The following is a 12828-nucleotide window of genomic DNA, read 5'->3' on the forward strand; positions in this document are numbered from 1 at the left end:
CCATGGAGACAGCGGACGAGGAGATCGAGCGCCTGGAGGCCGAACGGCACTCCTACAGCGAGACCTTCAAGAACACATCCGAGGCCGACACCGTCACCCGCGCACACCTCCAGTCGGAGATGGACCGGCGCACCGCCCGGATCCAGGAGCTCCAGCAGCACCAGCCGCTGGGCTTCTTCGCCCGCTGGGGCCTGCGCGCCGCCGCCATCGCCGCAGTCTGGGGCGCCTTCGAGTTCGGCCCGTGGTGGGTGAAGGTCGGCCTCGGCCTCCTCGCGGCGTTCCTCGCCTTCTACAGCCTCGGCTGACCTTCCCGCCACGCCCCACCTCACGGCCCGACCCGGGCCACCCAGGACCCGCCCAGCCATACCGGCCGGGCGGGTCCTTCGCGTTCCCCACCACCCTCTCCCCCGTCAAGGAGCACCCCGTGGAACCCCGCGACCTCACCCTCACCGACTACCAGCACACCCCGCACACCACGCCGACCCCGGGCCCGCCCACCGCCGGCCTTCCGGTCGACGGGCTGGAGCAGATCTGGGCCCTCTTCCCCGAGGCCCGGCCCGGCGACCTTCCGGCCGCGCCCGCCCACGCCGCCCTCGGACTCCCCACCGACGAGGCGTACATGGCGCGTGTCTACGACCTGGTCCGCCGGGAGGAAGCCCTCCAGTACCTCCGCGCGCAGTACCAGCAGGCGGCCCTCGCCCCGGTCCCCGCGTACCCGCAGGTCATGACTCCGGCGCCGACGCACCTGCTGCCGCCCGCCGCTCCGGCCGCGCCGCAGCGAGCGGTGCCCGCGTTCGTGTGGAAGTACAGCGCCATCGCCCTGTCGACCGGCGGCGGCATCGCGCTCGCCGGGGTCGGTGTCGGTGCTGCCGCTCCGACCCTCGCGCAGCTGCCCGCCATCCTCACCGCGACCGGCCAGGCCGTGATGAGCGTGGCCGGCCTGTTCGTGCTGATCTTCCTCGCGCTCGCCGTACGCGGAGCCTCGCGCGGCAGCGGCGGGGGCGGCACCACGGTCAACATCCGCAAGGCGGTCTTCCGGCGCAACAAGTTCCACGGATGAGCCGGGCTGCCTGCCTCGCCCCCGCCCCGCCCGCTCCGGGCGCCGGGGACGGGACAGGCCGCCCGGCCCGCACCACCACCGCCTCGACAAGGAGCAGCATCACCTTGGCACCCAACGACCCCACCCCGGCCGCCGACAACGACCGCACGAAGGCGACGCCGACGAAGAAGGACTCCCGCCTCGCCGAAGCCCGCACCTGGTGGAACGAGGCATGGGAAGAGGACGGCACCCTCCACGAGCTGTGGGAGGACGTCCGGCGCGCACCCGACGCCGGATGGCACGGCATGGCCAACTGGATCAAGGCCGTCGCCGCCATCGCCGTGTTCTCGTTCGTCGTCCTGCTCTTCAACGGCGCCGTCGACGTCCTGCTGGACGCCGCGCACCGCATCCTCACCGCCGTGCCGAACGTCCAGGTCGGCGACAACACCTCCACCGGCGTGTGGGCCACGATCGACAACCCGATCCGCTCCTACATCGCCGCCCACTCCGCCGGCCTGCCGATCAGCGCCTCCACCGTCTACACCCTGTGGCAGGTCACCGGCCTGTTCTCCCTGATCGCCGGGTTCATCACCCGCAGCAACGGGATCCGGCTGACGTGGCTGGCATGGGGGTGCGCGGGCGTCGCGATGGTCTGGACGACGACCCCGGACACCTCGCGCACCGTCGCCACCGCCATCGCCGTCCTCGCCTGGACGTTCGCCTCAGCCTTCGCCCTGCGCGGACTGAACCTGCGCCCGCGGGTCTTCTCCACCGTACACACCGCCACCCCGCAGATCACGGTCCAGCCGCAGATCCACATCCCGGCCCAGCCCGACGGCCCCGCCCCGGACAACGTCCGCCAGCTGGGCCGCTGATCCGGTCGCTCCGCCTGGACACCGGCCGCCGCCCGCACCCGGGCGGCCGGCTGCCGGTGACCGGACAGGCCGACCGGCCTGAGCTCCACCCGCGCCCGCCGCCCTGCCACCAGGGGCGGCGGGCCTTTGAACGTCCACGCCACCGACGACATGGAGGGTTCATCGTGCTCATCCCCCGGCCCCGCCGCAGGATCGGCCGCCCCCGCCCCACCATCCCCGGCCCCCGCTACCCCGGGCCCCAGCGCCGACTCCCCGGCACCTGGAGCAGGTGATGGCCGACCAGGACCTGGTCGACGTCGACCCGTACGACCCCGGCGACGGCTCCTTACCGGTCTTCCGGTGGAAGCAGGCCGGGCGCGAGAACCTCGCGACCCGCCACCAACTGCGGGAGATGGGCCTGCGCCCCGGCGGCCACGAGCCCGTCGCACGGATCGAATGCCGCCGCGGGAAGCGGTGGGCCTGGCTGTACCGGATCGACCTGGCGAAGCCGAAGTTCGCGATGACGCTGGCGAAGGAGGCCGCGCTCGACAAGGCGATGGCTGCTCGCCAGACGTGTCCCGGCCCGTGTGGCCGGCGCTATTTCCACTGCCTTCCCTTGAAGACCTTGGGGTCCTGTCTGGAGTGCTTCGACGGCACACCCGCCGACCCCACCTCCTATTTCGCTCCCCCGGCCAAGCACTTGCTGGCCGCCTGATTCGAGAGGACACCAGCCCGTGAGCACCGCCACCCTCGCCGCCTTCACCGAGCCGGACCGCCCCAAGAACCTGCTGATCAGGTTCATCACGGTCGGCGGCTCGTACGTGGACGTCACCGGCCCCGGCAAGCACTCCGACAAGAACCGCTGGGACTGCCACGGCTGCGGCGACTCCTCCGACCGACCCGAGGAGGACTTCCTGTTCCGCATCCGGCCGGACGCCAACAACCACGCCGCCACCTGCCGCGCCATCCCCCTCAAGTGACCGACCCCCACGTGCGCGGCCGCCCTGCTGCTCGCCGCCACCGTGCCGCTCGCCGCGGCGACGGCAGCCGCGCTCATGTGGGCACTGGCCAGCGTCTTCGCGTTGCACGGCCTGACCTTGCGGCCCATCGTCCACAACCACCCGCGGCAGTTCATGCCGCCCTCACGTTGCACCTCCACACCGCCCTGCCCGCCCCGACCCCACCGGGCGACGACTTCGACGACGAAGACGACAACGTCCACCGGCCCCGGCGCTGACCACGGCACCACCCCACTTACCTGCCAGCGCCGCGACCGACTAGAGCGCGGCGGCGCCCCCGACGGAAGGAATCCCTTGAAGCTGGAGACGAACGAGTTCTGGGTCGGCACCTACCACGGCCGCCACGACAGCCGCACGGTCACCGTCACCGTCACCCGCGACGACAGTTGCCCCAAGCCCTTCGCCTGGACGTGCACCTGCGGTGCCTCCCGCAGTTTCCCCACGGAGGACGGCGTGGACCGCACCGCCTGGCGGCATACGCACCCGACCCTCTTCGACCAGTTGAGGCACAAGGCCGCCCGACTGCTTCGCTCTAGCTGAAGACCTGACGCCCTGCCTGGTCCTTGCCCGCCCGGCCCCCGGGGCCGGGCGAGATTCGGGCAGGCCGCCTGGCCGAACGCACCACCCGCCGCGCCCCGCTGACAGCAGCACGACTCGGCGGGCGCAGCGCTGTGCACTGACGACTCGTGTTCATCCCCCGCCCGCGCCGCCCGATCGGCCGGTCCCGCCCGCAGCGCTCCGGCCCCCGCTACCCCCAGTGCCCCGTCCGGCTCCCCGGTCCCTGGAGCAGGCGATGCCCCGCCTGCGGAAGGGGGCGCCGCCGCGAGGTGAACGGGTGCTGCGCAGTGACGCGCCGTTGCCGGTTTCACCTCAAGCCTCGAAGTGCTGACCCGGTCACAGACCCATCACCGACACCCGGATGCAGCGCATCCACCACCCCTACGACGGTGGCGCCGACGTCTTTCTTGCCACGTCCGAGGAACGGGACCGGGTGCGTGATCAGCACGCTGGCTGGCTTTCCCGTCACCCCTCCGGTCTCTGACCCGCTCGGATCTCCGCCCCGCTCAGAATCGTCTCCACTGCAAGTACCGGGTTGAGAGGCTCCACGAGCTCTTTGGTGGCGACGGCCACGAGACGCGCGGGCGCATAACCGTCCAGCAATGCGCTCACATATTCGATGGCCTCCGCAGGCGAGAACATCGGCAGGCTCTGGCGCAGTGTCCGCACAGCGTGCATGCGTCCGCGCGCGGCGGCGACTTCGCACAGCGCATCGTGTAGATCGTCTACTGCGGTGCGCACCGGCAGCCGACGTATCCGGGCTCGATAGTCGGCCTCCCACTCCCCGGTTACCGCGGAGACGACGCCGACCCGGTGCAGTCCACCGTCGACATGGTCGACCAGGTAAGGCCCGTTACCGGCCAGCATGAACTCCGGGTTCCGGGTGCGCACGAACTCCTCGGAGGTCCAGTAGACGATCCACACCAGCTCGTGCTCCTCGACGTCGATCACAGCCATCCGCATCGCGTCCACACCCGAAGCCCGCCACTGCTGATAGTCGCGCTCCAGCTGGTCCTCGACAGCCTGAACGGCGGCCTCTCGCTCGATCACGCTTGCAGCTTCCCGCACTGGCTCCTCTCTCGACCAGCGAATTCGCACGACCCAGGGGCACGTACGAGGGGTCTGACGGGCCTTCTTGGCCAGGAATACGACAGCAACGGAACAAGTGCTCTGCGCCAGTACGGCTGCGCACCCAGGGGTGCTGCGACTCCTGCGTCAGGGGCTACGAGCCCAGCCCCGGCACCTACTTCCCGTCCACGGCCCCGGTCATCCACCGGCTGGCCGCCTGATCAACGATCCTCTCGAAGGAGAATCACCGTGGCTCTGTTCACCCGTACCGCGCCCGTCGCCGTCCCCGAGAGCTGGACGCCGGAGGGCACGCTCGTCTCCCAGCGCTACCGGGCGCTGGAAGGCGCGACCGTCCTCGTCTACACCGCCGACGCCGACCGGAGCACCGCGTACTACGCCGCTGCCTGCTTGGGCTGCACCCACCGTACGGACCGCAACGCCTCCGGCAATGTGATGACGGAAGCAGAAGCCGCCCAGGCCGCCAACGCGCACGCTGCCGTCTGCCGGGCGGTGCCGCGCGGCATCCCCGCCCGGCCGGACGACACCGAGGCCGCGAAGATGATCCGCACCCGGCTGTGGGCCCGCCGCTACGTCACGGCCCCGCACCAGCTACGCCTGTCCGACTTCACCGGCCTCCGCGTCGACCTCCAGCGCTCCACCGACTGGATCAAGGCGGTGCTGAACGACATCGCGAAGGCCGACCCCAGCTTCCTCGCGGCGGCACCCGCCAGCTCCGGAGGCGGCACCCGATTCACCGTCCAGCCCTTCGGCCGGCCCTGACGTCGTGCGCCTGCGAACCGCCGTGCTGGCCGCGGCCGCCGTGCCGGTCACGGTCGCCGCGGCCGCCGCCGCTCTGAAAGCCGGCCACTGGAAGGTGCACGCCGACCGGCACCGCATCGAGCTGACGCCCCAGCCCCGCCGCTCCTGCCCCGACTGCCGGGGCGCGGGCGGCTGGTGGGTCGACGGCGCGAACCCGGAGATGGAGGCATGCGGCTGCTGGTCGGACCGGCCCGAGCTGCGTATCCGCCTTCTGCCCGTCCCGGCCTGGCCGGACGAACCACCGTTCTGACACCTGCGCGGGCGGACCGCGTGGCCCGCCCGCGCACGACAAGGAGACGCACCGCCCATGACCACCACGGTCCCCTCTCCCGGCATCGACAAGAACCTGGACGCCGCCTGCGCCTCGGTCGCAGGCGAGATCAGCCGCACGGACGGCAAGTCGTCGTTATTGCTCGCCTTCAACGGCGCCGTCCTCGCGGGCCTCACGTCCGTCGCCGACAAGGACCTGCCCCTGCCCACCAAGGTGTTCGGCGCGGCAGCCGTCCTCGCCCTGGGCGCAGCCGCCGTGCTGCTGCTCCTGGTCGTCCGTCCCCGCCTCAGCGGCGCTGACCGCGCCTCCTTCCCGTACTGGGCGCAGCTCGACGAAGACTCGATCCGCGACTGCATGGAGGGAGACACCCGCGCTGCCCGCATCCAGGTCCTGTCCACCCTCGCGGTCCGCAAGTTCCTCCGCCTTCGCCGTGCGGTCGACCTGTCACTCGCCGCCCTGGTCCTGCTCGCCCTGGCCGCCGCCGGCACCGCGCTGTGACGGCGGCCCAGAAACCCACACTCCGCATGCGTATCGACCGCGTCCGAGCCCGGCGGGCATGGGCGCAGCTGGACAGGCTGCGGGGCCAGATCGACGACGCCGGAAGCCTCATGCATATCCACCACGTCGCCACGGCCATCGACTACGTCCCTGGCTCAAGGGAGACGGAATGAGAACCCAGCCGCCGCACCCGCACCCACTCACCCCGGCCGACCTCCCGACCGGAGACGACTGGTGGCATGGCTGCCCGGACTGCCCGCTGCCCATCCAGGGCGGGACCGCAGGCCTCGCCGCGCACCGCCGCACCGTCCACACCAGCGCCGGAGACCTCCGGCGCCCCATCACGATCCAGCTCGACTTCTGACCGCCAACAGACCACGCGCCCTCGCCCCCCCCAGCCGTACGGCGCGGGCTCCCGCCACAGGCATCAGGCGTCGACGGCACAGCGGCCCGCCGGAGCCTGACCAACCAGCCTCTCTCCCATCAACCGGCACCACACCACACACCCGAAGGGACACACCCATGCGCATCACCTCCTTCCTCGCCCGCCGCCCGCAGCCGCAGCCCACCACTCCCGCGCCCGATGTCACCGCGGTCGCCGCCGGGCTCCGCGCGTTCGCCGACGACCTCGATGCTGGCGACGCCTGGGCGCTGGAGTGCCTCGGCGAGACCGGTGAACTCCCCCACGACGCGCGGGAGTGGGCCGAGTACCCGCACGACCTGGTGCGCCGGATCCGCATCGCCTACCTCGGCCGGCCCGGCCCCGGCGAGGTCCCGGACGCGCCGACTTCGACCGGATCGCCGACGACCTGACCGCCCGCTGACCCCCGCCTGAGGAACGCGGCGTTCCTCCGTGCCGCCCCGGGCGCCCTTCGTGGCCCGGGGCGGTCGCGGTGCTGCGCCGCGCACCAGCAGCAACCACACCCCGTCGCCGCCCCATCCGGTCCAGGACGGGGAGACCACGGCCGTCCCATTGAGGTAGATCTGCCTGATGCGAGCACTTTGGAGGTACCGCTCGGAGCGACGCAGGTGGCGCGCCACCCGCACGCTCGCCGACCTCGGCCTGCTGATGGCGGCCTGGCTCGAAGGAGAGCTCGGCTCCCGGCCCGCCTACACCACCGGCTGCGGCCCGGACGCCGACGAGACCGTCGCCACCGGCCTCGACCGCGTGCTCGCCGCCTGCTGCCGGGCCGGATACGTGACGGACATGTCCCAGCCCGGCCACCCGCCCCAGCCCGGCCGGGACGGCCACCAGTACACCCAGCGCGCCTTCACCACCGGGTTCACCACCGACCCCCAGATGCTGGCCCGGCTCACTGCCGCCGCTGACGCGGCCGGCCTGATCGTCGTGCGCACCGCCCCGACCGGCCGGGGCGCGACCGCTGTTCCGGTGTCCACCCGCGACGGCCGTCCCTGCGCCGCCGTCGGCCGGCACCTCGACGAGCAGAACCTGCGCCATCAGTGGGAAGGTCACATCGGCTCAGAAGCGCTCGACGAACTCCTCGGGGCAGCGCAGGTGTCCGTCGTCGACCCCGAATGGGGCAGCAACCGCCTGTGGCCGGTCCTATTGAAATCATCCGCAGCCTGACCGAGCGCATCGCAAAGGCCAAGCTCAACGGCTGGCTCGGCGAAGAAGAAGGCCTTCGCGTGAGCCTGGAAGCCGCACGCAACAAGCTCATCGCCCTGGATCGCGCCCGAAACCAGAACACAGCCCGGATCGCCGATCTCGGAATCCCGCAGATCAGGAAACCCTGACACGCGCGAGGCGCGGCCCACCTTACGCCGCGCCTCGCGTCCAGGGCACGATCATGGTGCTTCGAATGCCACCTGAGCTCTGGGTGCTGAAGACCGGAGCGTGGTCTCAGGCGAGAAGCCTGGACAGCCGGGCAGCTTGTCGCTCGGCCGTTCCTGGCGGATTACGAGGGCGCTCAGGGTCGTCGAAGGACAGAAGGAACAACCACACGAGTGCCAGCAACCTGCGGACCTTCGGAAGCCGAACACGTTCGGCAGCATTCAAATCGAACTGACCCAAGAACGCCTCAACATCCAGAGGCTGGTCGACCCAGCTGGCGACGTGCTCAGTGATCTCTGCCAGTTCGAAAGAACGGTCGCTGAGACCAGAGTCCTCGAAGTCGACGACCCGTACGCGGGAGCCGTCCCAGAGATAGTTGGCGAGATTGCCGTCGCCGGGACCGAAGACCAGAGGGACATCCGGCTGGTCGACACGGTCCATCCCCGAGTGGGTCAGCCATGCAAGGCCGCGGTCCATGGCTTCGCCCACCTCACTGCTGACTCGTGGACGAGCTTGCGGCGCCCAAGCACGAATCTGGGCGATGAGTTCGTGCTGGCGACCGGGCCTGACAGGGATTTCGCTCAGGACGTCCGCAGGCACGGCCGCATAGAGCTCACTTGCCGCAGCAGCCAGGGCCTTCAGCTGTTGAGCACTGAGCCACTGTCCTCGAAGCGGTTCACCTGGCAGGCGCGACATAACCACGACCGGCTCTTCGGCCACAAGGTCCGCGCTCTGCGGCACAGGGGCCAAGTCCGGTGCATACGCAGCGAGCAGCGTCAGCGCACGCCACTCCCGCTCGCCCCCCTCACGCCTCTCGCGCCGAAACCTCTTGATCACACTGCCGGGCTGGAGCTCGACAGCGTGAGTACTCCACGGAACGGAAGTCATGAAACGCGATCTTGCCATCAGGCACACAAGCCCCGACGCCGTAGTCCGGGAAAAGTCCTTCAAGGACGTCAACGACACGATGGGCCACCTGGCCGGGGAGGATGTCCTCAAGGCGATCGCGGCCCGGCTCACCGCCTGGGCGGGCCCGCGCGTAGCCGTGGGCCGCCTCGGTGGTGACGAGTTCGCCGTCGTCCTGGAGCTGCCCGCCGCCCGCCGCGAGATCCGCCTCGCTCAGCTGGTGCAGAGGCTGCGTACGCCGGTAACCCTGGACGACGGCCAGGCGGTGGACGTCGCCGCCTCGGTCGGCGCCGCGACCGGCGACGTCACCGAGACCTGTCCGCGTTGCAGCGCGCGTCCGATGCCGCCCTCTACGGGGGCAAGTACTGCGGTCGCGCGGTCATCGCCACCGCCGCGCACGCCACGTTGCCGTCCGTCAACGACCGCCTGGCCGGCCGCCCGGGCACGAGCCTGTGGGGGCGAGCCGCGTGAGCATCACGCCCCAGCCCGAGGGCGACTGGATCCGCGGCATCACGATCCGCCAGCCCTACGCCACCTGCATCCTCGCCGGGAAGAACCCGGAGAACCGTCCCATGCCCTGGCCGTGGCGCGGTTGCGACAGCCCCGAGCACGTTCGCACCACGCTCGGACTGTCCAAGGACGAACTCACCGAAGCCGTCCGGCACGCCGACACGGCCGCCCCCGCTGCTCTCTCCGAGCCGGCCTCGGACGACAGCGCCGGCGCCCCGGAGGCGTCCGCCGTGGCGACTACGTCCGGCAGCACCGTGGGCACGGCGGGCACAGGCGGGATCGAGGCGCTGCTCGTCTGGGCGGATAGGCACCCCGCCGCCGGCGTCCGCAACCGGGCCGCCCGCGTGCGCAGCGACCTCACCGAACTGACGGAGCGCCGCTCCGCCGACGCCGCCCAGCAGCGGGCTGAGGAGCGCGTCGCGAAGGCCAAGGCCGAACTGGAGGCCGCGCAGGCGCAGCTGCGTGCGGTGAAGACCGGTACCCGTGCCGCCACGGCCGACCAGGATGCCGCGCTCCTGGTCCCCGCGGGGGTTCCTGCGGCGCGGAGCGGCAAGCGCAGCAGGGAGGAACTGGTTGCGGTCCGGGTATGGGCGCGTGCCAACGGGCACCAGGTTGCCGACCGGGGCGTCCCGCCCAGGACCGTTCTGGACGCCTACGACGCCGCCCACCGCACCACCGACGGGGCGGAGGCGAGCTGATGGACGCCCTTCCCATCGTGCTGGACGGCTTCCTTGCTGACGACGCCAAACCCGGCGACCGCGAGGGCGCCGTCTGCTGGCGGTTGACCTGCTCCGCCGGCACCGACCACCTGCGGGACGAAGCGGTCATCCCCTGCACCACCATCAAGCCGGAGATCGCGCAGGCCCTGCTCACCGAGCGGCAGCCCGGCGACCTGCTCCGGGTCACCGGCCATCTCACGCTCCCGGACACCGCGGACGGGGTCATCCGGCTGCATGCCGACACTCTTGAAGTCCTCTGGGAAGCCCCGGCACTGGACCTGGACGGAGACGGGGATGATGCGGGCACCGTGACCGCAAGGGGCGCAGACGCGGAGCGTGACACGGCGATCGAAGCCCTCGCCGAAGCCCTCACCGCCCTGGCCGGCGCCCACGGCCCGGAGACGGGCATCCGTATCCACATCAGCCCGACCGGAGTCCTCGGCTCAAGCCGTCAGCACTGCCACAGCATCGTGATCACCCCGGCCCGCGCCCACCAGCTCGCCGACCAGGCTCACACCATGGGCTGCCACCTGGACAGCGAACGCCCCGACGCGAGCACCGTCCCGGACTCGAGGACGATCGCCGACATCACCGAGCTGTTCGAGGACATCGACCTGGTCAGCCTCACCGGCACGGTCCTCAGCTCCACACGTCCCGAGAACCGGATGCAGGTCACCCGCGTGATCGACGACATGTTCGGCGACGTCTGTGACCTCGAGGACCCCGAACCCTGACGGCAACGCCTGTACCTGACCACCTCAACCCCGAGCGCCGTGCCCCGCCCACCGGCAGGCACGGCGCTCCCTCGCATCCCCACAGGAGACCCATGGCCAGCATCACCATCCGCGTAGAACCCCGGCACGCCGACAACACCCCCTGCAAGCACGCGGTGAAGCCCTCGGGCAAGCCACGCAACCCCGCCTCCGGCTGCCCGGGCCGTACCGCGTATGCCGTCGTCTGCTCCGAGCACGGCGACGTCGGCCGGCCCCACCACGTCAGGCAGCTCGCCGAGCCCGCAGCCGCCGAGCACCACCAGGAGCACCGGGCCGCCCTCGCCGCCCACTGACCCCGCCCCCCGCCCCGGCCCGGGGGCTTCCTGCCTCGGCGGGGCGGCCGCAGCCCAGGCTCCGACCGCCCCGCCGGCCTTCGCACCCATTCCTTCACCCAGGAGCAGCCCCATGACGGATGCCCCCACCCACCTCACCCGCCTGCGTACCCGGCTGCTGGCCGCCGCCTACGCCAACACCGACGTCCGGACGCAGTGCGCGGCCCTCCGCACCGACCAGGCCCTGGCCGCGCTCGCCCACCACGACCCCGCCGCAGCCGAACACCTCGCCGCCGCCACGCTCGCCCCCGACTTCCTCGACGACACCCGCATCCTGGGCGCAGCGGCGCAGGCCGGGATCGACACCAGCACCTGGGAGGAGCGCCGGGCGAAGGCCCGCGCCTACGCCCGTGACGCTGACGAGCTGCCGTCCGCAGCCGACCCGGTGACCGAGGCCCAGCGGATCTGGGCATCGCTCTACAACAACTACCCGCCCATCGCGGCAGCCCTGGCCGCCTACCTCCACGCACTGCCACCGACCTGGCGCGAGGACCTGTTCACCGCCGGCCCCGACTCCCCCGCCACCCGTCGGGCGGCCGCTGGACTGCCCGGACCGGAGACCGCGCCCTACGACCCGCTGGACTGGGAGGACTGCCCCGCCTGTGCCGAAGCGCAGGAGTCGTGCCGCTACCACCGCGGCGCCCTTGCCAGCATGGCGTACCAGCGCGATCTGATCACCACGGCCCTGACCGACGACACGGCCATCGACCAGCTCCAGCAGCGCCACGCCGCACTCGCGGCGAACCCCGCCCAGCCCGCTGCCGCCGCCGCGCACACGCCCACCGTCTAGCAGAGCCCCCCGGGGCGGCAGCAGGATTTGCCCCCGGCCACTACCTTCGCCGTTCACCTACGGAAGGACCGCCTGTGCCCCGCCAGACCGTCACCACCACCGAAGCCCGCCCGCCGATCGTCGCGCTGTGCGGGTCGACCCGGCACTGGGACGCCCTCGCCGAAGCCAACCTGTACGAAACCGCCGCCGGCCGCATCGTCCTCGCCCCCGGCTGCAACCTCAGGCAACCGCACCCGCTGTGGGCGGACCCGAACCGGGCCGGCCGCCTCAAGCAGCAGCTGGGCGAACTGCACCGCCGGAAGATCGACCTCGCCGACGAGGTCCTCGTCGTCAACCCCGACGGCTACATCGGCGACAGCACCCGCAGCGAGATCGACTACGCCCAAAGCCTCGGCAAACCCGTCCGCTACACCCACACTCCCGACACCACCCGGTACACCGCCGACGTGGTCGTGCTGACCCCGGACGGCCGCGTCCTGCTGATCGAGCGCGACTGGCCGCCCTACGAAGGGGCCTGGGCCCTGCCGGGCGGCCACGTCGACCCGGGGGAGTCGAGCCGCGAGGCCGCGGCCCGGGAACTCGACGAGGAGACCGGCCTCCACGTCACCGTCGGCGACCTGCGCCCGATCGGCACCTGGGACAAGCCCGGCCGGGACCCGCGCGGCCGGTACAGCACCGACGCCTACCTCGCCGTCGTCCCCGCCGACACCCAGATCACCGCCCACGGCGACGCCCGCACCGCCCGCTGGTGGCCCTTGAACCACCTGCCGGACCGGCTCGCGTTCGACCACGCCGACATCCTCAACACGGCCGTGGCACCCAGCTCCTGAACAACGCACCCCAACCACCGGAGCGCCGCGCCTGCCCCTCCCGGGCACGC

20 protein-coding genes and 1 pseudogene are annotated in these 12828 nt (G+C 71.8%); 19 read left to right on the plus strand and 2 right to left on the minus strand.

Annotated elements, in window-relative coordinates; translation table 11 throughout:
- Positions 1 to 2: 2 nt before the first annotated feature.
- The 6 genes from ACIQR3_RS33630 (at position 3) to ACIQR3_RS33655 (ending at position 3452) form a co-directional block, all read left to right on the plus strand.
- Positions 3 to 305 (plus strand): hypothetical protein, encoded by a 303-nt coding sequence (locus ACIQR3_RS33630; protein ID WP_111339999.1) that lies wholly within the window; start codon positions 3 to 5, stop codon positions 303 to 305.
- A gap of 119 nt (positions 306 to 424) precedes the next feature.
- Positions 425 to 1060: a hypothetical protein gene (locus tag ACIQR3_RS33635; RefSeq protein WP_403544740.1), complete on the plus strand. Its 636-nt coding sequence runs from the start codon at positions 425 to 427 to the stop codon at positions 1058 to 1060.
- 104 nt (positions 1061 to 1164) lie between these two features.
- Positions 1165 to 1914 carry a hypothetical protein gene (locus tag ACIQR3_RS33640; RefSeq protein WP_403544742.1) on the plus strand — a complete coding sequence of 250 codons (750 nt, stop codon included), beginning with the start codon at positions 1165 to 1167 and terminating at the stop codon, positions 1912 to 1914.
- Positions 1915 to 2185: 271 nt separating this feature from the next.
- Positions 2186 to 2608 (plus strand): RRQRL motif-containing zinc-binding protein, encoded by a 423-nt coding sequence (locus ACIQR3_RS33645; RefSeq protein WP_403544744.1) that lies wholly within the window; start codon positions 2186 to 2188, stop codon positions 2606 to 2608.
- Positions 2609 to 2627: 19 nt separating this feature from the next.
- On the plus strand, positions 2628 to 2873 hold the full coding sequence (locus tag ACIQR3_RS33650; RefSeq protein ID WP_403544746.1) for a hypothetical protein: 246 nt from the start codon (positions 2628 to 2630) through the stop codon (positions 2871 to 2873).
- Positions 2874 to 3206: 333 nt separating this feature from the next.
- Complete coding sequence (locus ACIQR3_RS33655; protein WP_403544748.1) at positions 3207 to 3452, plus strand: hypothetical protein; 246 nt, start codon at positions 3207 to 3209, stop codon at positions 3450 to 3452.
- A 483-nt stretch (positions 3453 to 3935) separates the two neighbouring features.
- Here the strand turns inward: ACIQR3_RS33655 and ACIQR3_RS33660 are convergent, their stop codons facing one another.
- The gene (locus ACIQR3_RS33660) at positions 3936 to 4520 is read right to left on the minus strand and encodes a YrhB domain-containing protein (protein WP_403544750.1); all 585 of its coding nucleotides are present in this window, start codon (positions 4518 to 4520) and stop codon (positions 3936 to 3938) included.
- Positions 4521 to 4787: 267 nt separating this feature from the next.
- On the opposite strand from ACIQR3_RS33660, the gene ACIQR3_RS33665 reads away from it, so the two are divergent.
- From ACIQR3_RS33665 to ACIQR3_RS33695, 7 genes are all read left to right on the plus strand, one after another.
- Positions 4788 to 5318, plus strand: coding sequence for a hypothetical protein (locus ACIQR3_RS33665; protein WP_403544752.1), 531 nt, complete (start codon positions 4788 to 4790; stop codon positions 5316 to 5318).
- A 4-nt stretch (positions 5319 to 5322) separates the two neighbouring features.
- On the plus strand, positions 5323 to 5607 hold the full coding sequence (locus tag ACIQR3_RS33670; protein WP_403544753.1) for a hypothetical protein: 285 nt from the start codon (positions 5323 to 5325) through the stop codon (positions 5605 to 5607).
- Between the two features lie 57 nt (positions 5608 to 5664).
- Complete coding sequence (locus ACIQR3_RS33675) at positions 5665 to 6126, plus strand: Pycsar system effector family protein (protein WP_403544755.1); 462 nt, start codon at positions 5665 to 5667, stop codon at positions 6124 to 6126.
- 169 nt (positions 6127 to 6295) lie between these two features.
- Complete coding sequence (locus tag ACIQR3_RS33680; protein ID WP_403544757.1) at positions 6296 to 6490, plus strand: hypothetical protein; 195 nt, start codon at positions 6296 to 6298, stop codon at positions 6488 to 6490.
- 158 nt (positions 6491 to 6648) lie between these two features.
- Positions 6649 to 6939, plus strand: coding sequence for a hypothetical protein (locus tag ACIQR3_RS33685; protein WP_403544758.1), 291 nt, complete (start codon positions 6649 to 6651; stop codon positions 6937 to 6939).
- Between the two features lie 178 nt (positions 6940 to 7117).
- Positions 7118 to 7714, plus strand: coding sequence for a DUF6919 domain-containing protein (locus ACIQR3_RS33690; RefSeq protein WP_403544759.1), 597 nt, complete (start codon positions 7118 to 7120; stop codon positions 7712 to 7714).
- Entirely contained in the window at positions 7681 to 7881 is a 201-nt protein-coding gene (locus ACIQR3_RS33695) for a hypothetical protein (protein WP_403544761.1), read from the plus strand. The genes ACIQR3_RS33690 and ACIQR3_RS33695 overlap by 34 nt, the downstream gene beginning before the upstream one ends.
- Before the next feature lie 106 nt (positions 7882 to 7987).
- Here ACIQR3_RS33695 and ACIQR3_RS33700 read toward each other — a convergent pair whose 3' ends face one another.
- Positions 7988 to 8806, minus strand: a complete 819-nt coding sequence (locus tag ACIQR3_RS33700) for a phosphotransferase (RefSeq protein WP_403544762.1) — start codon at positions 8804 to 8806, stop codon at positions 7988 to 7990.
- A gap of 79 nt (positions 8807 to 8885) precedes the next feature.
- Between ACIQR3_RS33700 and ACIQR3_RS33705 the strand changes: the two are divergent.
- The 6 genes and pseudogenes from ACIQR3_RS33705 to ACIQR3_RS33730 all read left to right on the plus strand — a co-directional run.
- A pseudogene (locus ACIQR3_RS33705) lies at positions 8886 to 9065 on the plus strand (diguanylate cyclase domain-containing protein); the annotation flags it as partial.
- 226 nt (positions 9066 to 9291) lie between these two features.
- Positions 9292 to 10032 carry a histone-like nucleoid-structuring protein Lsr2 gene (locus ACIQR3_RS33710; protein ID WP_403544826.1) on the plus strand — a complete coding sequence of 247 codons (741 nt, stop codon included), beginning with the start codon at positions 9292 to 9294 and terminating at the stop codon, positions 10030 to 10032.
- On the plus strand, positions 10032 to 10787 hold the full coding sequence (locus ACIQR3_RS33715) for a hypothetical protein (RefSeq protein ID WP_403544764.1): 756 nt from the start codon (positions 10032 to 10034) through the stop codon (positions 10785 to 10787). Before ACIQR3_RS33710 ends, ACIQR3_RS33715 begins: the two co-directional genes overlap by 1 nt.
- Positions 10788 to 10879: 92 nt before the next feature.
- Positions 10880 to 11119: a hypothetical protein gene (locus tag ACIQR3_RS33720; RefSeq protein WP_403544766.1), complete on the plus strand. Its 240-nt coding sequence runs from the start codon at positions 10880 to 10882 to the stop codon at positions 11117 to 11119.
- A gap of 112 nt (positions 11120 to 11231) precedes the next feature.
- Complete coding sequence (locus ACIQR3_RS33725; protein ID WP_403544768.1) at positions 11232 to 11948, plus strand: hypothetical protein; 717 nt, start codon at positions 11232 to 11234, stop codon at positions 11946 to 11948.
- 74 nt (positions 11949 to 12022) lie between these two features.
- Complete coding sequence (locus ACIQR3_RS33730; RefSeq protein ID WP_403544769.1) at positions 12023 to 12778, plus strand: NUDIX domain-containing protein; 756 nt, start codon at positions 12023 to 12025, stop codon at positions 12776 to 12778.
- Positions 12779 to 12828: the final 50 nt, after the last annotated feature.

The organism is Streptomyces sp. NPDC090994 (assembly GCF_044768905.1).
GTDB lineage: Bacteria > Actinomycetota > Actinomycetes > Streptomycetales > Streptomycetaceae > Streptomyces.